This is a genomic window from Actinomyces glycerinitolerans (genome assembly GCF_900098745.1).
GTDB lineage: Bacteria > Actinomycetota > Actinomycetes > Actinomycetales > Actinomycetaceae > Actinomyces > Actinomyces glycerinitolerans.
In genome coordinates, this window is the sequence record NZ_FQTT01000009.1 from 559,680 (window position 1) to 581,252 (window position 21,573).

Annotated in this window: 19 protein-coding genes; 3 read left to right on the top strand and 16 right to left on the bottom strand. The window is 68.4% G+C overall.

Translation table 11 applies throughout. The features are described from left to right. Window positions 1–6 precede the first annotated feature (6 nt). The 6 genes from ACGLYG10_RS06360 to ACGLYG10_RS06385 all read right to left on the bottom strand — a co-directional run bounded on the left by ACGLYG10_RS06360 (window position 7) and on the right by ACGLYG10_RS06385 (window position 6,613). Window positions 7–1,299, bottom strand: a complete 1,293-nt coding sequence (locus ACGLYG10_RS06360) for a PTS sugar transporter subunit IIC (RefSeq protein WP_073329142.1) — start codon at window positions 1,297–1,299, stop codon at window positions 7–9. Next, on the bottom strand, window positions 1,296–1,604 hold the full coding sequence (locus tag ACGLYG10_RS06365; RefSeq protein WP_073329144.1) for a PTS sugar transporter subunit IIB: 309 nt from the start codon (window positions 1,602–1,604) through the stop codon (window positions 1,296–1,298). Before ACGLYG10_RS06365 ends, ACGLYG10_RS06360 begins: the two co-directional genes overlap by 4 nt. A 60-nt stretch (window positions 1,605–1,664) precedes the next feature. Beyond that, on the bottom strand, window positions 1,665–2,120 hold the full coding sequence (locus tag ACGLYG10_RS06370) for a PTS sugar transporter subunit IIA (RefSeq protein WP_073329147.1): 456 nt from the start codon (window positions 2,118–2,120) through the stop codon (window positions 1,665–1,667). Window positions 2,121–2,332: 212 nt separating this feature from the next. Beyond that, window positions 2,333–3,157, bottom strand: coding sequence for an alpha/beta hydrolase family protein (locus tag ACGLYG10_RS06375; protein WP_073329149.1), 825 nt, complete (start codon window positions 3,155–3,157; stop codon window positions 2,333–2,335). Between the two features lie 200 nt (window positions 3,158–3,357). Continuing rightward, complete coding sequence (locus ACGLYG10_RS06380) at window positions 3,358–4,221, bottom strand: PspA/IM30 family protein (RefSeq protein WP_073329152.1); 864 nt, start codon at window positions 4,219–4,221, stop codon at window positions 3,358–3,360. Between the two features lie 295 nt (window positions 4,222–4,516). Next, a complete protein-coding gene (locus ACGLYG10_RS06385; protein ID WP_073329155.1) occupies window positions 4,517–6,613 on the bottom strand; it encodes a TPM domain-containing protein in 2,097 nt (698 codons plus the stop codon). A gap of 309 nt (window positions 6,614–6,922) precedes the next feature. Here ACGLYG10_RS06385 and ACGLYG10_RS06390 point away from each other — a divergent pair, with 309 nt between their 5' ends. After that, entirely contained in the window at window positions 6,923–7,831 is a 909-nt protein-coding gene (locus ACGLYG10_RS06390; RefSeq protein WP_073329158.1) for a type 1 glutamine amidotransferase, read from the top strand. 34 nt (window positions 7,832–7,865) lie between these two features. Here the strand turns inward: ACGLYG10_RS06390 and ACGLYG10_RS16615 are convergent, their stop codons facing one another. The 10 genes from ACGLYG10_RS16615 to ACGLYG10_RS06440 form a co-directional block, all read right to left on the bottom strand. After that, window positions 7,866–8,174, bottom strand: coding sequence for an NTP pyrophosphohydrolase (locus ACGLYG10_RS16615; protein WP_244542592.1), 309 nt, complete (start codon window positions 8,172–8,174; stop codon window positions 7,866–7,868). Window positions 8,175–8,626: 452 nt separating this feature from the next. Beyond that, window positions 8,627–9,229 (bottom strand): hypothetical protein, encoded by a 603-nt coding sequence (locus ACGLYG10_RS06400; protein ID WP_083565645.1) that lies wholly within the window; start codon window positions 9,227–9,229, stop codon window positions 8,627–8,629. 128 nt (window positions 9,230–9,357) lie between these two features. Next, window positions 9,358–11,082, bottom strand: coding sequence for a Tox-REase-5 domain-containing protein (locus tag ACGLYG10_RS16335; protein WP_244542593.1), 1,725 nt, complete (start codon window positions 11,080–11,082; stop codon window positions 9,358–9,360). A gap of 65 nt (window positions 11,083–11,147) precedes the next feature. After that, a complete protein-coding gene (locus ACGLYG10_RS06410) occupies window positions 11,148–11,459 on the bottom strand; it encodes a type VII secretion target (protein WP_170866470.1) in 312 nt (103 codons plus the stop codon). Window positions 11,460–11,530: 71 nt separating this feature from the next. Next, complete coding sequence (locus ACGLYG10_RS06415; RefSeq protein ID WP_170866471.1) at window positions 11,531–12,031, bottom strand: YbaB/EbfC family nucleoid-associated protein; 501 nt, start codon at window positions 12,029–12,031, stop codon at window positions 11,531–11,533. A gap of 124 nt (window positions 12,032–12,155) precedes the next feature. Further along, window positions 12,156–13,868 (bottom strand): DNA repair helicase XPB, encoded by a 1,713-nt coding sequence (locus ACGLYG10_RS06420; protein ID WP_073329173.1) that lies wholly within the window; start codon window positions 13,866–13,868, stop codon window positions 12,156–12,158. Between the two features lie 97 nt (window positions 13,869–13,965). After that, the gene (locus tag ACGLYG10_RS06425; RefSeq protein WP_073329175.1) at window positions 13,966–15,222 is read right to left on the bottom strand and encodes an alcohol dehydrogenase catalytic domain-containing protein; all 1,257 of its coding nucleotides are present in this window, start codon (window positions 15,220–15,222) and stop codon (window positions 13,966–13,968) included. Next, window positions 15,219–16,679 carry a PTS mannitol transporter subunit IIBC gene (locus ACGLYG10_RS06430; protein WP_073329178.1) on the bottom strand — a complete coding sequence of 487 codons (1,461 nt, stop codon included), beginning with the start codon at window positions 16,677–16,679 and terminating at the stop codon, window positions 15,219–15,221. The genes ACGLYG10_RS06425 and ACGLYG10_RS06430 overlap by 4 nt, the downstream gene beginning before the upstream one ends. After that, window positions 16,676–17,401 (bottom strand): nucleoside/nucleotide kinase family protein, encoded by a 726-nt coding sequence (locus ACGLYG10_RS06435; RefSeq protein ID WP_073329180.1) that lies wholly within the window; start codon window positions 17,399–17,401, stop codon window positions 16,676–16,678. Before ACGLYG10_RS06435 ends, ACGLYG10_RS06430 begins: the two co-directional genes overlap by 4 nt. Then, on the bottom strand, window positions 17,398–17,841 hold the full coding sequence (locus ACGLYG10_RS06440; protein WP_083565647.1) for a PTS sugar transporter subunit IIA: 444 nt from the start codon (window positions 17,839–17,841) through the stop codon (window positions 17,398–17,400). The genes ACGLYG10_RS06435 and ACGLYG10_RS06440 overlap by 4 nt, the downstream gene beginning before the upstream one ends. Window positions 17,842–17,963: 122 nt before the next feature. Here ACGLYG10_RS06440 and ACGLYG10_RS06445 point away from each other — a divergent pair, with 122 nt between their 5' ends. After that, entirely contained in the window at window positions 17,964–18,935 is a 972-nt protein-coding gene (locus ACGLYG10_RS06445) for a sugar-binding transcriptional regulator (RefSeq protein ID WP_073329183.1), read from the top strand. Window positions 18,936–19,036: 101 nt separating this feature from the next. Continuing rightward, on the top strand, window positions 19,037–21,424 hold the full coding sequence (locus ACGLYG10_RS06450) for a helicase-associated domain-containing protein (protein ID WP_073329185.1): 2,388 nt from the start codon (window positions 19,037–19,039) through the stop codon (window positions 21,422–21,424). Window positions 21,425–21,573: the final 149 nt, after the last annotated feature.

Here is a 21,573-nt window from a genome sequence, read left to right on the forward strand (position 1 = left end):
CCGCCCTCAGAATGCGTTCATGATGGGGCGGACGATGTAGGCGAACAGCAGGCCGGCGGTGATGGTATCGACGTCGGTCGCGGACAGGTTGGGGAAGCCCAGGTTCATGAAGGTGGTCACCAGCAGTGCCGGCAGCAGCGTGATGAACAGGCCGTGCACCACGCCGCCGATGATGGCGCCGCGGCGCCCGCCCACGGTGTTGCCGAAGATGCCGGCGGTGCCGCCCGCGAAGAAGTTCGTCAGCATGCCGGGCACGATCACCGCGAAACCGACGGCCGGAAGAGCCACCATGGCGATCAGGGTGCCGATCGTGGTGGTGATGAAGCCGATGACCACCGCATTGGGGGCGTAGGGGAACAGCACCGGGCAGTCCAGCGCGGGCTTGGAGTCGGGCACCAGCTTCATGGAGATACCGCGGAAGGCGGGGACGATCTCACCCAGCAGCAGCCGCACACCGGTCATCAGCACGTAGACGCCGACGACGAACTGGATGGACTGCAGGAAGGCGTACATCATGTAGTTCATGGTTCCGACCTGCTCGGCCACCGGCTCGGGTCCGGCGACCGCCGCGACGATGAGGAACAGCGGGATCATGACCACGGCGAGGGACATGTAGGTGTCCTGCAGGAACTCCAGGGAGCGGGGGAGCTTGATGTCCTCCGTGGAGGGCTGCTTCTCGACGTTGCGCTTGCGCACCAGCCAGGCGACCCCCGCCTCAACAAGGTAACCGATGGTGCAGAAGTGTCCCAGCGCGATCGCGTCGTTACCGGTGATGCGGCGGACGATGGGCTGGGCTAGGGCGGGCATGGCGACGCAGAAGAAGCCGCCCACCACGCTGGCGGCGAGGATGAGCCCGGCACCGCGCAGTCCGGCCGCGTAGCCGAAGATGACGGTCATCGTGGACATCCACAGCAGGGCCTGACCGGTGAGGAAGATGTACTTCCACGGTGTGAATCGCGCCAGCAGGATGTTGACGACGAAGATGCCCAGGAACGCCAGCGCGATCTGCCCTCCCAGGCCCATGTTGTTGGTGGCGTAGCCGTTGACGGCCTCAATGCTCGGCACGATTCCGGTGGTGTGGAATGCCGCCTGGAACATCACGCCGAAGTACGTCAGTGTGGTCACCAGTACGGCCGATCCCGCCGAGAGCACGTAGAAACCGAGAATGGTCTTGAACGTACCCATGATGACGGCGCCGACACCCTTTTTCTGCAGGATGAGGCCGAGCATGGCGATCAAGCCGATGATGATCCCGGCCTGGGTGAGGACGTTGTTGATGATCCAGTTGATTACGGTCATGCTCGGGCCTCCTTCTCCTGCACGACCGGGAGTAGCTTCTCCGCGATCTCGGTCTTGTCAACGATGTTCTTGAGGAATACGAATGAGATAGCGGGGTCGAGCTCGTACTTCTCGATCGTGGGCTTGAAGTTCTCCGCGGAGACGATGATGTCCGCGCGCACGCCCGGGATTCCGGAAATGGCCTCGTGTCCGAGGTTGGCGCGAATGCCTGCGTCGGCTAGTACCTCTTCCGCTTCCATCTGGCAGGCCAGGCTGCTGCCGAGTCCGGCGCCGCAGATGAAGTAGATATCGAGTGGTCTGGTCATGGGATACTCCTTCGTGTCGTGACCTTGCCGTTTGAAATGGGGTGGGTGCCCCAGCTCGGGTCAGTCCTCCTGCCGGAGGATTCGCTGAAATTCATCGACGGTTTTCGCCGCGATGAGCCGCTCCTGCTTCGGGCGGTCGCCGGCGATAGCGACGAATTCTCGGAGCGCTTTGAGGTGGGAGTCGTCGTCGACGGCCGCCAGGCAGAAGACGATGTCGACGGGGTCGTTCTCCGGGTGATTGAAGTTGACGGGGTCCGCCAAGGTCATGACGCTCATGGCCTGGCGCACCACTCCCGCCTCGGGCCGGGCGTGGGCGAGAACCAGGTGTGGCGAGAGCACGATGTACGGGCCGAACCGGTCAACTGCGTCGATCATTGAGTCGATGTACGCGGCGGTGATTGCACCGTCCGCGAGAAGCGGCTGGGCGGCGGCGGCAATCGCCTGTTGCCAGGTCGCCACGTGCTTATGGATGATCACGTGATCATCGGTGATCAGGTCGGTCAGTGCTGTGCTCATGCGTTTGGTCCTCCGTGCGCATGAGTATCGGAGCCGGCGGCGTGAGCTGGCCAACAGAAGTTTTTCCGCCTGTGGGTGCCTTGGCGGAAAAAGTGGGCGGGGCGACGTGCCTGGTGGGTGCGCCTCGTGGATCCGACCGACCCGGGCAGGTAACCCCTGCCGACCTCGGCGAAGGTAGGGGGAGGGTCAGCGCGGGGCCGTGAGTGCGGAATTCAGCTCAAACGGCGGATGACCCACTCGGTGCTCAGCCGGGCGACCTCACGAGCGGCGTCCTCGCCGTCGGCCTGTACCTGGTACAGGCGGCTGCCCTCCGGCAGGAGCGGGAAGGCCTCGGTGGCTGCCTCCGCCGTGTCCGGGAACTCCTCGGTCAGCGCGCCGTGCAGCATGAGGATGGGCCAGGGCAGATCCGCCATGGTCTTCTCCGGCGTCTGCAGGGAGACGTCGGCGAGCGTCTCCTTGCTCAGCACGTCCCACTCGCGCGAGTTGGGGTTGTCGTCGGGCAGGCGGGTCAGGCCGTGCCGGTCGAGTTCGTCGAGCTGTTCGGGGGAGAAGACGTTCTCCCACAGGATGGACTGCGGGCCGACGACGGCCCCGGCGACGACGGCGGTGCGCACCTGCGCGGGACGGGCCAACAGGGCGGCCGTGGCGCCGAAGCCGTTGGCGTGGATGGCCTGGCGGACGTAGCCGCGGTTGGCGAGCCAGGCGGACACGGCCTGCAGGTCCTCGATCTCGCCGGCCAGGGTGATCACGTCGTCGTCGGACTCACCCAGGCCGGAGAAGTCGAACTGGAGCGTGGCTAGGCCGGCGCGCCGGTACTGCTCGGCAAGTGCGTCCAGCCGATGGTCCAGGCCGTGGCGGTCGGTGAGGAAGTCGTGGGCGAGGATTACGACGCCTTCTTCGCGCGGCGGAACGGGACGTCCGGAATTGATGGCTTCTTCGTCGAAGGCATCGGGGTCGAAGGGGGCGGCGCCGTCGGGCAGGTGCATCGTCGCGGCGAGATTGATGCCGCGGGCGGTGTCGATGCGCAGATTCGGCATAGGGCAAAACTAAGGCACGGCCCGACGCAAGTCACGAGCATGGAGCGCTTCGCAGGAGCGATTGCGCTGGCAGCGTGACTATGGCGACCCGGCGTCAGCTGCAGCCGGGTGGCCGATGCCGCATCGGTGCCCGTCCCACGGATGGGACGGGCACCGACGCGCAAGCCGGTAGGCGGCCAGACGGCCTCGCCGGCACGGGCTCAGTACGAGGAGGCGTCGTCGTCGGTCTCGGCGGCGTCCTGCGCGTCCTCGGCGTCCTGCGCGCTCTCGGCCTTGAGTGCCTCGAAGGCGGCGTCGACATCCCCATCGGTGATCTGCGCGGGGGCGGAGGCGCCGGGCAGGGCGGTGTTGCCGCCGGCCTTGAGGGCCGCCAGACGCGCCTCGGCCTCCAACTGCTGGTCGGAGGACTCCAGCTCGGCGAACTGTGCCTCCAGCGAGGCCCCCGCGATCTCCATCTGCCCGGCGGCCTGCGCCTCGACGCGGCGCACCTGGTCCTCGTAGCGGGACAGCTCGCTGGTGGGGTCCATGATGTTGATGGAGCGGATGGCGCCCTGCACCTTTACCTGGGCCTCGGCGTTCTTCTGCCGGGCGACCAGCTGGTCGCGCTTGGTCTGCAGCTCACCGAGCTTGGTCTCCATCTGCTGCAGACCGGTCTTGAGCTGGTCGACGACCTGCTGCTGGGAGGCGATCATCGGCTCGGCCTGCTTGGCCTCGTTCTCAGCAGCGATCTGCTTGGTCAGCGCGATCTTCGCCAGGGAGTCCCACTTGTCGGCCCCGGCGGCGTCCCCGCCGGCACGCAGCTCGTCGGCCTTGCGGGAGGCGGCCAGCGCCTTGTTGCCCCAGTCCTTGGCCTCGGCGACGTCCGCGTCGTGGTCCTTCTCCGCCAACCGCAGGTTGCCGATTGTCTGGGCGACGGCGTCGCGCGCCTCGGCGATGGAGGCCCGGTAGTCGCGCACCAGCTGGTCGAGCATCTTCTCCGGGTCCTCGGCGCGGTCGATGAGGGCGTTGATGTTGGCGCGGGTGAGCTGGGCGATGCGCCCCAGGATCGACTGCTTCTCAGCCATGTGGTTTCCCTTCGTCGTGCTCGCCCGACGGCCGGGGAGCGAATGGTATGGGTATGGATGCCCTTGCGGGCTGTATGCGTCCACCTTATGAGCAGACTATGCGCATAGGCGCAGCAGCCGACGGAGTGGGTCTGCCGGCGCCGTCACCGGGCCATACTTCCAGGAAACCGCGCCCGATCGTCGGAAAACGACCGGCATTGTCGACGACGATTCCTCTATCCGGCCCGTCTGTGGTCCGCCCACGGTGGGGCGTGCCGACGTGTGGTGTAGCCCCGAGGCGACGCGACCAGCCGATTCAGAAACGGCCGCCGCCACCACCGAAGCCGCCCCCGCGGCCGCCACCGAAGCTGCCGCCTCCGCCGCCGAAACCACCTCCGCGGTGGCCGCCACCGAAGGAGCCTCCCCGTGGGCCGCCGAAGCCGCCACCCCGTGGTGGCTGTGGCGGGCGCGGGCCGCCGCCCCAGCCGCCGTAGTTCCGGTTGCCTCCCAGGAGGATGCCGCCGAGCACGAGTGAGCCCAGGTCGATGCCGCCAGAGCTGGAGGAGCCGCCCGACCCGGAGCCCCAGGAGCCGGATCGCCGCACGTCGGCCTCCGCCTGCGCCTGCGCCTGTGCCACCAGCGACTCCCCGGAGGTGACCTCGGCCAGGGCCGCCGTCGGGTCGGTGTTCTGCAGGGAGGTGGCGGCCGCCGCGTGCCGGGAGGCCTCGGCCAGGGCGGTGCGTGCGGGGGAGCCGACGGCGCCGCGATAGCTGGTGATGTAGGAGGTCACCGCGGAGATCTGGGAGTTGAGCCGCCCCAGGCGAGATACCAGGGAGGCGCGGGCACGCGAGTCGTTCTCCTCCTGCTGGCGTGCCGGCGCCAGGGCGGCGTCGAGCGCCGATTCGGCTCGGGCCAGGTGGTCCAGGGCGGCCAGCGGGTCGCCGTCGGGATTCGACGCGGCGCGGCCCTCGGCCACGGCCGCCTCGGCGTCGGCCACCAGCGGTTGCAACGACGCCGCGGGCACCTGCCCCGCCAGCCGCTGGGCGTCCACCAGGTCGGCGGAGATCGAGGCGATCGCCGTCTTCAAGTCGGCGTCGGCCCGCTCCAGCCGCTCGCGCACGCCGCTCACCTGCCCGGCGAGCTCGCCAGCCTGGGCGATTGAGGCCTGGGCGATGCGCACCTGCTCGACGGCGGTGGACTGATTGCCGGCGTCCATGCTGGCCCGGGCCTGGTCCAGCGCAACGCGGCCCGCCTCTACCAGTTTGTGGGCGCGCGCGGGCGCCTCGGAGATGGAGGTGAGTGCGCTGTCGGGGTAGGTGGCGTGCAGGGTGACCAGCAGCGTGTCGGCCGCGGCGATGGCCTGCTCGGCCTCGTCGGCGCGCTGGGCGGTCTCGGTGATGGAGCGTGGCAGGTTCTCCTCGATGCCGCGCCGCTCCTTGAAAGCCGCCTCCTGCGCCTGGATGGCGGCGGTGGCCTCGTTGCAGCGGGACAGAATCTCCTGACAGAGCTGCCGCTGGCGGGTCTCATCCCCGGGGGCGTCGTCCAGCTGGCCGCGCAGCTCGAAGGCCCGCGCCACCTGCTCCTGGGCGGCGGTCAGTGCGGCGGTGAAGTCATCGGTGGCGGACAGGCCGAACTGGGCCTGCGCGTAGGACAGCTCCTCGGCCGCGGAGCGCACGGCGTCGTCGGTGCTGACCAGGGTGGCGCCGGCGCGGGTGCGCAACGCCTCCAGAGGCTCGGCGGGCTGGACGGCCTTGCCGGCGCCCTTCTTCCGCTTGCGGCTGCGGTTGTAGGCGACGGCGCCCACGGCGCCCGCACCGACGACGGCCAGGCCCACTCCCAGGGCGGTGCCGGAGACGCCCGAGCCGGAGCCGGCGGCGTCCGCGATGGCGGTAACCGCGCCGTCGTAGTCGCCGTTCCTCAGGGCTTGTTGGATGTCGCCGCGTACGGAGTCGAGTTTGGAGTCGGACCAGACGGAGTCGTAGGCGGAGCCGCCGAAGGCGAAGCTGTTGGCGCCGTCGGCGGGCAGGTTGATCACCAGCAGCAGGTCGGTGGTGTCGAACCCGGAGGCCTCCCAGGCCTTGGCGGCGTACTGCTCGGCGGTCTGGGAGTCATCGCTCATGGTGACGATCCACAGGCCGACGCCGTCCTCAGCCAGCTCGTCTACGGCCGCCTGCGCCGCGTCATCGTCGAGGACGTCGGCGTCGTCCGTGACGTGGTCGGCAATGCGGGTTGACACCTCGGCGGGTGCCACCGCGGTGTTTACGGCACCACCGGTGCCACCGGAGGCGGTGGCGAAGGCGTGAGGCCCGGCATATGGGGCGGCGGTCGCCGTCGCCGCGGTTCCGGCCGCGCCGACGAGCAGCACAGCGCCGAGCACGAGCCGGACGGCGCGGCGTGCCGCGGGCGTGCTCAAGGAGGCCGCGGGTCTGCGGGTCCTGCAAGAACGATAGGTGCCGGCAGAGGCAGTGGCGCCCGTGGACGGGCGGGCATTTGATCGCATCGGGGACATCGTCCCCGCTAGCAGGCGCGGCGGCAAGCGGTTTCGCCCCCGGCACGCCATGCCGGCCGACCTCAGTACGTAACAACAAACGACCTCGGCACGTAAAATCAGCCGACCTCGGTGATTGGGCGGGGCGGGGTGGGGAGTGCGACCGTGCGTCTTCCGGCTCACAGCTGCGACGTCGGGCTTGCGCTGACCGCGCTCGCGGCTTCAATTGTCCCCATGACCGACGCCACCGTCCCTGTCGACGCCGCGGCTCTAGCCGCCGTCCCCACGTCCACCGCCCCGATCATCACGGTGATCGAGCCCGAGCCGCAGGCGCCCATCGGCCGCCTGCGCGAATGGCTGGCCGCGGAGGGGCTTACCCTGCGCATGGTGCGCCCCGAGGCCGGGGATCCGCTGCCGAGCCTGGACGACTTGGGTGATGGCCTGGTGGTGCTCGGCGGCCCCATGAGCGCCCACGCCGAGGCCGACCACCCCTGGATCACCCCGCTGCGCGACCTCCTGCACGGCGTCGTCGAGACGCGGGTGCCCGCCGTCGCCATCTGCCTGGGCGCCCAGATCGCCGCCGAAGCGATCGGCGGGACCACCGCCGCGCCCTCTCCCTACGGAACCGAGCGCGGCGTCGTCGACCTGGAGCTTAAGGATGCGGCCGCCGCCGACCCACTCTTCTCCGAGATCGTCGATGAGGCCGTCCGCGCGGCCGTGCGCGCAGGCATCTCCACCCACGACGGCACCCGGCTGCCGGTACTCGTCTCCCACGACGACGGCGTCGTGAGCCTGCCCGCGACGGCCACGCTGCTGGCCTCCTCCGCGGGCGCGCCGGTGCAGGCCTGGCGTGCCGGCCGCCTGCTGGCGCTTCAGCACCACCCGGAGTCCACGCCGGTGCGGATGGAGCGGGTGGAGTCGCGCATAACCGCGTGGAAGCTGGGCGCGGTTGACGACGTGGAGGAGCTGACGCATCTCTCCGACGCTGATCTTCCTGCCGAGGCGCTGGCCGCCGGGCGACGCGTGCGCGCCGACGCGGAGCGGGCCGAGCCCGTGGTCCAGGCATTCGGGCGGGCGCTCGCCCGCGTGCTGGCGCGGCAGGCCCGCGCTCATCGTCTGCACAAAGCTTCGGCGAACGTCTGAATCGGCGGTATTGACCGGTCCTCAGGGTATGGGGCTAGACGTCGATTACGCGCAGCAGCTGGGGGTCGGGGAGGCGGCCGTTGATGATGTAGTCGCGGAAGACGGGTACGGCCTGCTGGCCGGTGAAGATCTCCTCGGGGTGCAGGTGGATGGTGTAGAGCTCGGGCGAGCCGTTGTCCCAGGACAGCGGCACCCACCGGTCGGGGTCCGCGACGGGTTCGCGGGCCAGCACATAGTGGATGTAACCCCCGTCCGGGTCGGGTACGCGGGCCTCGATCGTCAACGCCCGATTCGACCCAGCCGCCTGCATGTACCGCATCTGCTCGGGGTCATCATCAGCCAACTCATCAGGAAACCTCACCCCCGCGGGAAGAGGTTGAACCCCTAAAGAAAAATAGGCGCCTTCAGTGAAGTACGTGGGGTAGGTGAGCTGTCTTTGCATCTGGTCGGCGATCATCTCTGGGGTCTGTCGGACCTTGAACCGCTCGCCCCTCCCGTGCTGGGCATCCACATTCCAAGTTACGAAGTAATTCACTATTCGCTTCCTTTCATGCTCTGAAGCGGTTGGTCAGTATTGTCTGGGTGCTTGAAGGAGTTCGACCTCGGTGATTTCGATGATGCGTCCGTCCGGCAGCGTCACCCGGGCAGGGTTGTCCGGCGAGACCAGGCTGTCGAACGGCTTCTGCTGTACTCCCCGGCGTGCGCTGCCTGACTTGAGTCAGGCAAGACAGGGTAGCCCGCCCCAGGGGCGCGTGTCAGCGCCCGGGGCGGGCCGCCCTGTGACGAGGTGGGGGTTCAGGCGTTCTTGGGCCAGGTGTCCAGGATGGTGGGGTAGGTATCGGGGGTGCCGTAGGTGAACACCGCACCGTTGGCGGTGGGGTAGGAGGCCGTGGCCAGGGCGCCCGCCTGCGCCCAGTGCGGTGAGGAGGCCGGGAAGAACAGCTTCCACCCCTGCACATAGTCATACGGCTCAGGATGATCCTTAACCGGATGCCCCCGACGCCGAAGGGCGCCGATCTCCGGCTCCAGGATGTCCGCTCCCATGGCGACCAGGCGATCAGCCAGCGACTCATCTCCGGTGAGCAGATCAGCGAACTCACTACTATGGAAATCAAGTTCCACGTGACCCTTATCGGGCTGCCAGCCACCGATCGCAATGCTGATGGAGGCGCCGTCGGCCCGGTCCACATCCCCGGAGAACAGCGAGAACCTGACACCGGACAGGTCGGGTTTGATGTTGGTGCGCATGACGGCGAGGAACTCCTCCAGGGTGGTGATCTCCGGGTTCGCCGCGGCCTTCGCCTTGATCCTATTGGTTCGCCGCCAGGGGTCCAGTGTGGGGTGCAGGCCCCGCAGCTGCTGGATCAGCTCCCAGGACCGCGCGGCCTCCTCCTCCATGTGCTCCTCCTGCCCCGGACGATGCATCCTGAACGCAAGTTCCCACTTCACGGCCATCAGTAGGTGTCCCTTCCCCCGTGTTCCTTGTCTCGGCTAATGATATCAAAGGTGAATGCGTCTGGTGTGGGTTAGAAGTTCGGTGGGGTGTGCACCAAATCAATCCCAGGCGGGAATCGCCCTTTGCTTTGCAAGTCTTTGAGTAGGTCGAGCATTTCCGGTTCGGCCATGTGCCAGCGTATAGGCGTATTGGCGCCAACCGCCTGCACCGCCCGTACCTGCCGCTCCGCACCGTCCACCAATTCATCAAGCACGTCTGGGCCGAATGGGGTTTTGGTGAGGTTGTAGTAGGCGCCTTTGGCGTCGTGGAGGATGTCGTCGTAGTAGCCGTCGAACTCCACGCCGTTGACATAGTAGGAGTCCTCAATAGTCACGCCGGTGACCTGCTCCTCATACGCCTGGGAGCGATTAGAGTTACTGTAATTCTTACCCGGCCCCCACTCGCCCGGACCACCATCACTAGCACCACGGGTGGGCTTGCGCACACCCGGATAATGAATCCCGTCCCGCGGCGCATACGGACAATCAGCACCCTTACCCCCACGCGGACGCCCACCACCGCTGCCGGTGCCTGTCCCGCCTCCTTTGGGTCGGGAGGGGGTGCTGGAGGCCCGGGAGGCCCACGGGGTGCGGGGCGCGCGGGGTGTGGAGCCGGCTGTGGCCAGGGCGGGGTGGGGGCCCAGGCCCTTCAGCCCGTCGGACAGGTTGTCCATTAACGTGGTGGCTCGTTTGAACACGTCCCCCAGGCTGGAGGCGGACCTGACCACCGCGGTGACCTCACGCTTCAACCGGGTAGCCCACTTGAACACGTCCGACGCCAGGGAGGGGATCGCCCAGATAGCCGCCGCCCCCGCAGTCAGGGCGGTGGCGGCCAGCTTGGTGGTCAGCTTCGCCAGCACATCAGCGATCGCATCACGCACCATCTCATGCACGATCTGCACGATCACCGACGCCACCGTCAACCCCTTGGAGATACCCCCAGCCAGGGAGGCCGCCAACGACAACCGGGCCGCGTTATCCGTCTGAAACGACTTATACGCATTGACTGCTTCGGAGGACTGCCCGGCCAGGCGCACCTGGATCGAGTCGGTCAAATCCACGCTACACGCATCCAGCTTGGTGGCGATGTTCGCCCACGTGTCCGCACCCGCAGTCACCTGACCCGGATCACCAGTGAGCTCATACAACCAGGTCTTGAGCGGATCCAGGTGCTCAATCGCCCACCCGATCCCCGCGCCCAGCACCTCACCGATCGGGTCAGCAACCAAAGCGACCGTGTCGGCGACCGTGCCGAAACCAGCCAGCGCATCATCCACCCACGAATCCGTCTTCAACGCATCAACAACATCCTGGCCATCCTCAACCAGACGCAGACCCGACAACCCCGTCGACGAATCCTCCGCCTGCGCAACCAACGGATTACCACCAGCACCACCGCCGAAGGAACCACCACCGGCGTAACCACCGGAGCCACCAAACCCGCCCCCGCCGGCGTAACCACCACCGGCGTAACCATCGGTACCGCCCCCGTACTCCCCAGCAGGCAAACCACCAGTACCCGCACCCGCACCGTCACCGCCGCCGAAGCTGCCACCACCGCCACCGAAACCACCACCGCCACCGGCGCCGAAGCTGCTGCTACTACCAGCAGCCGTAGTGGCGGTAGCAGTACCGGCGGTGGCGGTAGCAGTGGTGGCGCCACCGGTGGTGCCACCACCATCGCTGGCGCTGGCGGTGCTGGTGGTGATGGGCTGGCCGGTGGCCGGATCACCCATCAGCTCAAAGTACTTATTCACAGGGACTCTCCATTAAAGCTACGAATTCAGGAACAGCAGCGACGCCCCAGTGCCGGGGCCGCCGGCTACCAGCCGCTCAGCGCCCGGGCGCCGGCAGCAGCATCGGCGTCGGTCTCATCCAACTCCTGCGCCACAGTGCGCAAGTCCATGCCCGCCTCCTCCACACTCTCACCCGTACCGGTAACCGCGCCATTGACCGCCGTAGACAACAACGCATAAGCCGGCACAAACAAAGGCGAGCACATCACCCCGAACGCGTCCGAGGCCAGCGCCTGCCCTGCGGCATCCAACGCCACGTCCACACCGTCAGCCACCCCCAGGGCGTCACCGCCACCCGAACGCAGCACACCGGTATCAACCTCAATACCAGCAGTCACAATCATCAACTCCCCACGCACCGAAACGAAACGAACACTCACTCAGGCAAACACCAGACAGCCGCACGACCTCAACGCCGCCCCGACCCGCCAGGCCCATCCCAGCCCGCAGGCCGCACCGGCATGGGCGCCACCCCCCACGCAGGCCGCCCACCGGACGCGCCCCCGCCAGGACCGGAGGCGGCCGCGCCCCCACCGGCCCCACCACCAGCAGTGTCCTGCTGGTAGGACTCCAGCACCCGGCGGCCCAGAGCCGAGTCCGCCCCCAGGGTCTCATCCACCACCAACCGCACCTGCTCGGTCGCCCGCCGACGCGCATCCGCCAAAGCCGCCATCACCGCCTCCGACAGGCCCCGCAACGACAAGCCCTCACTAGCAGGCAGGAACGTGATCCCCACCAGCCGGCCCGCCACATCAACCTCCACACGCACCTCACGCCCCCGCGAAACACCCCGAGCCCGGATACCCTCAGCCCGCTCCTGCATCCGCGCAGCCGCCCGCGCATCCCGCCGAGACCGCTCCACATCCGCACGAATCCGCGCCAAACGCGCCCCCAGGGAAACATCCTCCACACCCGCGACGGAAACGACCCCATAACGCCCGCACCACCCAAACCCCACGTGACAATAACCACAATCCACCACCGAGGCCATCAAGCAGCCACCACAGCGAGATCCCCGGTGCCGTCTGCGCCGACTACTTGGGGGCCTGAAGCCCCTCCAGATCCTCGGCGTCGACCACCTCGTAGGCGTAGCCCTGCTCGGCCAGGAAGCGCTGCCGGTGCGCGGCGAACTCCTGGTCCACCGTGTCGCGGGCGACCACCGTGTAGAAGTGCGCCTGCCGCCCGTCGTCCTTGGGGCGCACGATCCGTCCCAGCCGCTGCGCCTCCTCCTGCCGCGACCCGAAGGAGCCCGACACCTGCACCGCCACCGAGGCGCCTGGCAGGTCGATGGAGAAGTTGGCGACCTTGGAGACCACCAGTGTGCTCACCTCGCCGGAGCGGAAGGCCTCATACAGGCGCTGGCGCTCACGCACCGTCGTCGCCCCGGTGATCAGCGGCGCCCCCAGGTGCTCGGCCAGCTCCTCCAGTTGGTCCACGTACTGGCCGATCACCAGCGCCGACTCCCCGGGGTGCCGGGCCAGCAGGGAGTCCACGATGCGCAGCTTCGCCGGCGTGGAGGCGGCCAGCCGGTAGCGCTCGTCGGCCTCGGCGGTGGCATAGGCCATCCGCTCCCCGGCGTCCAGGGTGAGTCGCACCTCCGTGCACACGGCCGGGGCGATCCACCCCTGATTCTCCAGGTCCTTCCACGGGGCGTCGTAGCGCTTCGGACCGATCAGCGAGAACACCTCGTCCTCCCGCCCGTCCTCACGCACCAGCGTGGCCGTCAGCCCCAGCCGACGGCGGGCCTGCAGGTCCGCCGTCATGCGGAAGATCGGGGCGGGCAGCAGATGGACCTCGTCGTAGACGATCAGCCCCCAGTCGCGGGCGTCCAACAGATCCAGGTGCGGGTAGACGCCCTTCCGCCTGGTAGTCAGCACCTGGTAGGTGGCGATCGTGACCGGCCGGATCTCCTTGCGTGAGCCCGAGTATTCGCCGATCTCGTCCTCGGTAAGGGAAGTGAAGCGCAGCAGTTCCTGCTTCCACTGCCGCGCCGAAACGGCGTTAGTCACCAGGATCAGGGTGGTGGTGGAGGAGCGGGCCATGGCGGCCGCCCCCACCAGGGTCTTGCCGGCCCCGCACGGCAGTACGACGACGCCGGAGCCTCCCGCCCAGAAGGCGTCCACCGCCTGGGCCTGGTAGGGGCGCAGCGCGAAGGCGTCCGGCACGCCCGCGGCCACATCCGCCGCCGAGTCCTGCAGCGCGATCGGGTGCGCCTCGCCGTCGACATAGCCGGCCAGGTCCTCGGCCGGCCAACCCAGCTTGATCAGCTCCTGCTTGAGGTGCCCGCGCTCGGAGGGGTGCACCACCACGTCCGCATCGCCCAGGCGCGTACCCAGCAGTCCCTTGGTGCGCTTGGAGCGCATCACCTCCGCCAGGACGGGGGCGTCGGTGGCGTGCAGTACCAGCCCGTGCGCCGGGTCGGTCACCAGCTGCAGCCGGCCGTAGCGCCCCATGGTCTCGGCGATCTCGGTCAGCAGGGCGTGCGGCACCGGGAAGCGCGAGTAGGTGATGAGCACGTGGACCACCGTCTCCGCATCCAGGCCGGCGGCGCGCGCGTTCCACAGGGCCAGCGGCGTGATCCGGTAGGTGTGAATGTGTTCGGGGGCGCGCTCGAGCTCGGCGAAGGGCGCGATGGCGCGGCGGGCGTCGGGGGCGTCGGGGTGGGCGACCTCCAGCAGGACGGTCTTGTCACTCTGGACGATCAGGGGACCGTCGGGCAGGGTGGGGGAGTAGCCGGAATCTGACATGGGCGGGAGTATCGCAGCCGTGGACCGCCGCCCGCCGTGACCCAGGCGACGCCTTCACCGCCAGCGGAGCGGCGCCCACGAGAAGTGCGTCGCGGGGTCAGGAGAAGTTCTCCAAAAGGAAGGCTTCGGCCTCCTCGCACCAGATGCCATCGTTGGCTTCAACGATGTCGGCAAGAGTCGCGTATCTGCGGTCCTGGGCGGCCTTGGCTCGCAGATCGGCGAGTGCCACGAGCGGCATGGTTGCCCAGGGGTAGAAGAGCTTCTTCCCGCCGGGAGTTTCCTTGAAGTGCTCCAAAGTGTGGGGAACGGCGTCGAGCCCGCCCACATGGGTGATCATCAGGGAGGGGTTCAACTTGCCCTCGGCGGTCAGCTGGAGGGCCTCGAGCATGTCAGACCGTGCCCCACCGGATGTGCCCACTACGTGCGCGGACTCGTAGTGGACGTCGTAGAAGTTGAATGTCGCGGAGAAGTCCTTGTCGGTCGGCCCGGCGAAGAAGTTCAGGCAGCAGTCTCGGCCCTTGAGCCGGTCCGCCATCTCCAACAAGGGGCGGCTGGCGGCAAAGACCATGATGTCGTCGAAGCCCATGCTATGGGGGGTGTGTCCGCGCAGCAGATCAACGGGGTCGTCGCAGCCCGCCGTGTTGAGGTACACCAGCCGGCGGCCCGTTCCCTCCAGCCGTTCGGGCGGCAGGAGTCGTCGCGCGCGATCTAAACGCGTTTGGTCAATGTCGGTGACGATGATCAGAGTGGGCTGGTACGGGCCGTTGAGCGCGTACTCGACGGCGGCCAGGCCCATGGGGCCCGCCGCTCCTAGGAGAGCGAGTGCCCCGCCCCTCTTGATGCCCATCTCGTGCTCGTAGACGTACTGGGTTGTGTGGTAGCTCGCATGAAAGGCGCCGATGATGCACATGAGCGGCTCGGCGAGACAGCCATTGGCCATGTAGGTGCCGTCGTAGGGGAGGATCGCGTCCTTGTCGATCGCGACCTCGGGGACGATCGTGTACGTCGCGTCCCCGCCGTAGGCCGGGTAGCTGTAACCGGGGGAGTAGCCCGAGGGCAGTCCCATAGCGGGTTGGATGACGATGCGCTGCCCCACCCGGTAGCGGCCGGTCAACTCCGAGCCGACCTCGGCGATCTCTCCGCTGAATTCGTGGCCGGTCATGACTGGGTGCTCGGCCACGTCGTCGGGCACGCGCTTGTGCTCGGCGCCGAGGCAGTACGCCTTGTAGGTCGAGTAGCACATGCTCGATGCCGCTACCTTCATGAGAACCTCGCGGGGTCCGAGCGGCGGCAGCTCATTCTCGGCTAGTACCGCCTTGTGAGCGCCTGCGATGTAGACGGCCCTGGTCTTCACTTGTCCGCCTCCTGCTGGGACTCGATCCGGGAGTAGAGGTCGTCGATGTGGGCGTCGGAGAGGTAGTTCTCGATGGAGACGATCTCAACGCCCGGGTTGGCATTGGCTGCTCTCTCGGCGAGGTTCTTGTGCGTGACGATGACGTCAGCGTCGTCGGGAACCCTCTCAATGGCGGTGTTGCCGACCTCGACGCTGATGCCGGCCTCGTCAAGCCGTTTGCGGAACAGGCTGGCGCCCATGGTGGACGATCCCATGCCGGCGTCGCAGGCGAAGATGACCTTGCCGATGGTCTTGGTCGCAACCTGCGTTCCGTCAGCCGTTACGGCCGCGAGCAGGCCCTTGCCCTCCTGCTTCATGGCGGCGCTGCGGGCTCGCGCCTGCTCGAACTCGGCGTCGCCGATGGCGGCGTCCTTGCGGGCGGAGGCGCGCAGCAGGGCTGCGTTGACGAGGAAGGAAACGAGGGTGGCTACGACGACGTCGGCGACGATGCCCAGGTGGTTGCCGCGGGGCGTGAGCATGATGTAGGCGAAGATCGACCCCGGCGAGGGGCCGGCCACCAGGCCGGCGTTGAAGACCTGCGCGGTGGCGATGCCTGAGGCCGCGCCGGCCATCATGCCGAGCAGGGTGATCGGCTTGGCGAGCACGTACGGGAAGTAGATCTCGTGGATGCCGCCGAGGAAGTGGATGATCATGGCGCCCGGGGCGGTCTCCTTCATGATCTTGTTGCCGGAGAAGAGCCAGTAGGCGATGAGCAGGCCCAGGCCGGGGCCGGGGTTGGAGGCGAGCACGAAGAAGATCGACTTGCCGGCCGTCTGGGCGGCCTGCATTCCGAGCGGGTAGTAGATGCCCTGGTCGATGACGTTATTGAGGAACAGCACCTTGGCGGGCTCGTTGAGGACAGCGACCAGGGGGAGCACGCCGGTGTTCACAAGGGCATTGATCACCCAGGTCAGACCGCTGTTTAGCGACTCGATGACGGGGCCGATGAATTTGAAGGAGATGATGCACAGGACGAATCCGATGATGCCCAGGCCGAAGTTGTTCACGACCATCTCGAAGCCGGGGCGGATTCGGGGTTGGATGATCCCGTCCCACCTCTTGATGATCCAGGCGCTGAGCGGGCCCATGACCATCGCGCCCAGGAACATCGGTATGTCGGAGCCGACAACGAGTCCGATGGTTCCGATGACGCCGGCGACGCCGCCGCGCTGGCCATGCACGAGGTGGCCTCCCGAGTACGCCAGCAATAGGGGGAGCATGTACTTGATGAGAGGATCAACTAGCGTATTGAGGCTCTCATTGGGGATCCATCCGTCGGGGATGAATAGCGCGGTGATCAGGCCCCAGGCGATGAAGGCGCCCATGTTCGGGATGACCATGGCGGTGAGGAAACCTCCGAATGCCTGCAGGCGTGCGCGTCCCGAGGGCGAGGGTGCAGTGGATTGGTGAGTGGTCATGCGTGGTCACTTTCGTGTAGAAGCCCGTCGCGATCCATGGTGAGGACGAGATCGGTGCCGTTGCGGAATGAGTGGTTGAGGGCGCGTTGGATATTGGGGCCGTCGCTGCGCTCGTAGAAGGAACGGGCGGCGTCCGTACTGAGGCCTCCCTGCACCTTGCGTGCTATGAGGCGTCTGGCGAGGAGTTCTTCGGGCGCGGCGATGAAGACGGTCAGGTCTGCATGGCGGCGAAGACTCCGCCAGCCGGGTTCGTCGAGGAGTAGCCAGTTGCCCTCTACGAGAACATGTGAGGCAGTCAGTGCGTCGCCGTCGGTGACGACGTCGTGGAGTACTCGGTCATAGCGCGGCCAGGTGATGTCCTCCCGGCGTGCCCGTATGAGCGCACGGTTCAACGCCTCTAGATCGAAGCTCTCCGGCGCCCCCTTGACGTCGGCCAATGTGATGGCGCACCCGTCACGGACGATGGTGCGTCGGTCGAGTTCCGCCTGGGGCAGGTGGAATCCGTCCATGCCCACGCATTGAAGGTCCGGGGCGAGGCGTTGTGCGAGTATTTCGGCGAGAGTGGACTTGCCGGTGCCCGGCGGGGCGGCGAGGAAGGCGAAACTGCGGCGGCTCGCGGGCGGGCGCCGCATCCAAGCCGCGACTGCCGGTTCGAGCAGCTTCGAGACGCCATCGGAGTCCTCTTGAATCTCCTGCTCGAGGCCGTTGACGACGAGCCTCATGACTCTGACGGGGTGAGGATCTGTGCCACCCGGACGGGGTCCTCGGATTCGCGGAGCTCGTTCATGAGGCCGGAGTCCATGAGCGTTTCGGCCAGGGCGGTGAGGAGGGCAAGGTGCTCTTGGGAGTCATTGGCGGCGAGGGTGAAGAAGAGCCGGATCGGCATTGAGGGGTCGTCCATAAGGGCGACGTCCTCGGTGGTTGTCAGGAGGCTGAGCCCAGTACCGAGCGCTCCCTCCTCCGGGCGGGCGTGAGCGAGCAGAACTCCGGGGGCTATGAGCATGTAGGCGCCGTTGCGCTCGAGGCCGGCAAAGACGGCATCGACGTAGGTCGGCGTGATGAGTTGGTGCTGCTCGAGGAGTGCGGCGCTGCGCCTCATGAGGTCGCGCCAGTCGTCGGGGGGTGTCTGGAGGGCAAGCATTGAGGGGTCGACTGTGACCACGGCGGTCTCCTTGTGCTCATATGAGCATCATTGCTCGTATGGGAGTACAATAAGGGTGTAGGGCCGTGCGCGTCAAGGCCGCTCGGAACATATACGCTTGCTCAGACGAGCAAGGAGGTGCCGTGCCCGACGAAACTGGCCTGATGGTCGCAGTGGCGCGCGCCTACTACGAGGCGAACGAGTCGAAGGTTGAGATCGCCGAGAGAATCGGCATCTCGCGGTTCAAGGTGGCGCGACTGCTCGAGAGTGCCCGTGAAACCGGCATCGTGCAGATCCGTATCGTTGAGCCGACCCATCCCGATGATGTTCTCGGAGAGCGCGTCGCCGCCCACCTCAACCTGCGCGACTGCGTAGTAGTACCCGGTGCCGAGGACGAGAGCACCAACCGCCAGGCGCTGGCCCGCGCAGCAGCGACCGAGATCGCCTCCATAGCCGGTCGGGGGGATACGATCGGCTTCTCCTGGGGTCGCACCGTCGCCGAGATCGGCGCCCACGTCGGCCCCCTCGCCGACGCCAGAGTCGTCGCTCTCACGGGCGCTGTCGGGACGGACTTCGCCCTCTCGCCCGTCGACATCTTCCGCTCGGTCTCAACTCACTCCGGCTCGACCACGTTGTCGATCTTCGCACCGATGTTCGTCGACTCCCCGCAGACTGTGAAGGCGCTGCGGCAAGATCCCGCCATCGCCTCCGTCCTGGCCGCCTACGCCGACCTGTCACTGGCGGTCGTCTCGATCGGCTCTTGGGACCCGCCTGTGACCCAGCTAATGGATGCGCTGAGCGACGAGGAGAAACAACAGCTCGAGTCCGGCGGGGCCCGCGCCGAGATGCTCGGCATCTTCATTGACGACCGCGGACGAATAGTTCCCTGTACGGCTCAGAGCCGTTGCATCGCCATCACCGCGGCTCAGCTCCTGCGCACACCGCGCGTTCTCGCCGTCGCCGGCGGGTCTCAAAAGGTGCCTGCGATGAGGGCAGTCGCGTGCTCAGGCCTCATAACGTCCCTGGTCACCGACAGGAGGACCGCGCAGATGCTGCTCAACGGTCCCGCCGTCGGCGAGCGGACGCTCAACCGTGCTGAACGCATCCGGGGTTGAGCGCCAGGACCGGGTCGGTTCCCCCAGCCGAAGGTGAACGCTGTCAGAGAGGATGTCATGGTCATGGCCCGGCAGGCATCGACCGCGGTAGATTTACGCGGATGAGCACCCAGCATCCGGGCACCGGGCGGCCTGAGCCCGCACCTGGCACCACCGTCGAACAGCTGGCCGCGCACCTGACGGCCCTGCCCGACCGCGACGTCGCCGCGCTTCTACTCGCACGCCCCGACCTGGTCGCTCCACCCTCCGCCTCTTTCACCGCCCTGGCCGTGCGCGCCGGCGCCCGCACCAGCGTGGACGCCGCCCTGCGCGACCTGGATGCCGTCACCGTTGCCGTCGCCGAGGCCACCGTCGCCCTGCGCTCCGTAGACCCCGCCACCCTGGCGCCCTCCCTGGGACTCAGCGCCGACGACGTCGCCGGCCGCCTGGGCGTGCTTACCCGCCTGGCGTTGGTCATTGACACCGGCCCCGTCCCTGGGCTGGTCGACACCTTCGGTCCCCACCCCTTCGGACTCGGCCCCGCCGCCGCCGACCCGCCCGCCGCCGAGCAGCTCCCACCCCCGCTGTCCACCCTGGAACAGGCCGACGAGCCCGTCCCCGGCATTGGCGTGCTGAAGGCGTTGACCTGGGGTCCCCCGGTCGGCACCCTCAGCCCCGGCCGCAGCTCCGCCGGCACGGCCGAGCTGGTCGAGCGCGGCTGGCTCGAACGCACCGCGGACGCCGCCGGACGCACGCGCTTCGTCCTGCCGCGCGAGGTCGGCCTCGCCCTGCGCGGCGGCCGCCTGACCCGTGAGCCGCTCGCGCCCCCGGCCACCGACCCCCTGGAGGTGTTGTCCGCAGATGCGGTCGCCTCCGAGTCGGTCAGTCACGCGGAGGAGATGGTTCGCCTGACCCGCGAGCTGCTGACCGAATGGGGGCGCGAGGGCGGCCAGATTCTGCGCACCGGTGGAGTGGGCGTGCGGGCACTGGACCGAACCGCCGCCGCCCTCGGCCTGGAGCGCGCCGTGGCCGCCAGCGTCATAGAACTCGCCGCCGGTGCCGAACTCCTCGGCCTGGACGAGTCCGGCGCCGCGTGGGTGCCCGCGGACACGGTCCCCGCCTGGCTGGACGCCGAACTACCCGAGCAGTGGGCTGCGCTCGCCGCCGCCTGGGCGGGCTCGGCCCGCACCCCCTGGCTGGTCGGCACCCGCGCCGACGACGGCGCTCTGCGGCCCGTCCTGGGCGCCGACGTCGAGGCCGCCTGGGCGGGCCGGCTGCGCCGTCGCATCCTCGCCCTGCTCGACTCCCTACCCGCCGGAACCTCGGTCGACGCCGACTGGGTGCACGCCGCCCTCACCTTCGCCCGGCCGCGTCGGCCCCTGCCCGAGGGTGCGGTGGCGGCGGTGCTCGCCGAGGCCCAGCTGCTCGGTCTGACCGGCGGCGGTGCCCTCAGCCGCGCCGGAAGGGTTCTGGCAGCCTGCCTGCGTCCCAATGCCGGCGCCCCCGAAGCGTCCACACCCGCCGGCAGCACCGCGGCGGACGATGCCCCCGCCGACGCCGTCGGCCACCCGGACAATCACTACGGGACACTGCTGGCCGCGCTCGAGCAGGCGCTGGCCGCCGACCTGCCTGCGCCGGTCGACCTCCTGCTGGTGCAGTCGGACCTGACCGCCATCGTCCCCGGCCGCCCTGCGCCCGAACTCGGCGCCGCCCTAGAGCGCAGTAGCGAGGTCGAGTCCCGCGGCGGAGCGCTCACCGTCCGCTTCACTCCCCAGTCCGTGCGCCGCGCCCTGGACAGCGGCTGGTCCGCCACCGAACTGACCCAGGCCCTATCCCGCTTCAGTCCCACCCCGCTGCCCAGCGCGCTCACGGTCCTGATCGCCGACGCCGCCCGCCGCCACGGGGCGGTGCGCGTGCGCGAGGTCGCCAGCGTGCTGCGCGTGGCCGACCCGGCCGTAGCCGCCGGGATCATCGCCGACGCCGCGCTCAAAGACCTGGGACTGGACCAGGTGGCGCCCGGCGTCATCCTGTCCGCCGCACCCGCCGGGGTGGTGCTGCGTGAACTGCGTGCCGCCGGTCTGGCTCCGGTGCTGGAGAACGAGCATGGCCGACTGTTGATCTCCGAACGCCCCGGGGGCGGGCGCCGCCTCCCTGCCCCGGCACCGGCCCGCCCGGGGAACGAGCACGCGGTCCGCCGTCGCCGTCCCGGACGCCGGGAGCTGGCCGCGCTGGTCGGCCGCCTGCGCGCGGGGGAGGAGGCGCGCCGTGCCGCGGGCGGCGCCGGCCCGATGGCGGCCACCGACCCGGTGCATGCGCTGGCACTGCTGCGTCAGGCGCAGGCCTCACGGGCGCGGGTACGGCTGCGTCTGGCCGGCCCCGACGGGAACGTGCAGGAGCGCACCGTGCGGGTGCTCGCCGTCGAACCCGGCCGGGTGCGCCTGGCCGACCTGGTCAGGGAGACCGAGTTGACCGTCGCCGTCCACCGGATCGTGTCGGTCGAGGCCGGTTGAACGGCGCATCGGCCTTGTTGTTGCATCGTAACGATGTATATAGTGGGGTTGGTCAGAGTTGGCCTGGCACTGTTTACGAGCGCCTTTGGCGGGCTCGGCCGACGGCTTGACCGCCGGGATCGCCACCTGTAGCGTGCCAACATTATCGA

Bases quoted from the DNA above. Each gene is read 5' to 3' on its own strand.
- ACGLYG10_RS06360 (WP_073329142.1), bottom strand. From the start codon at position 1,299: ATGACCGTAATCAACTGGATCATCAACAACGTCCTCACCCAGGCCGGG.
- ACGLYG10_RS06365 (WP_073329144.1), bottom strand. From the start codon at position 1,604: ATGACCAGACCACTCGATATCTACTTCATCTGCGGCGCCGGACTCGGC.
- ACGLYG10_RS06370 (WP_073329147.1), bottom strand. From the start codon at position 2,120: ATGAGCACAGCACTGACCGACCTGATCACCGATGATCACGTGATCATC.
- ACGLYG10_RS06375 (WP_073329149.1), bottom strand. From the start codon at position 3,157: ATGCCGAATCTGCGCATCGACACCGCCCGCGGCATCAATCTCGCCGCG.
- ACGLYG10_RS06380 (WP_073329152.1), bottom strand. From the start codon at position 4,221: ATGGCTGAGAAGCAGTCGATCCTGGGGCGCATCGCCCAGCTCACCCGC.
- ACGLYG10_RS06390 (WP_073329158.1), top strand. From the start codon at position 6,923: ATGACCGACGCCACCGTCCCTGTCGACGCCGCGGCTCTAGCCGCCGTC.
- ACGLYG10_RS06400 (WP_083565645.1), bottom strand. From the start codon at position 9,229: ATGGAGGAGGAGGCCGCGCGGTCCTGGGAGCTGATCCAGCAGCTGCGG.
- ACGLYG10_RS06420 (WP_073329173.1), bottom strand. From the start codon at position 13,868: ATGTCAGATTCCGGCTACTCCCCCACCCTGCCCGACGGTCCCCTGATC.
- ACGLYG10_RS06430 (WP_073329178.1), bottom strand. From the start codon at position 16,679: ATGACCACTCACCAATCCACTGCACCCTCGCCCTCGGGACGCGCACGC.
- ACGLYG10_RS06435 (WP_073329180.1), bottom strand. From the start codon at position 17,401: ATGAGGCTCGTCGTCAACGGCCTCGAGCAGGAGATTCAAGAGGACTCC.
- ACGLYG10_RS06450 (WP_073329185.1), top strand. From the start codon at position 19,037: ATGAGCACCCAGCATCCGGGCACCGGGCGGCCTGAGCCCGCACCTGGC.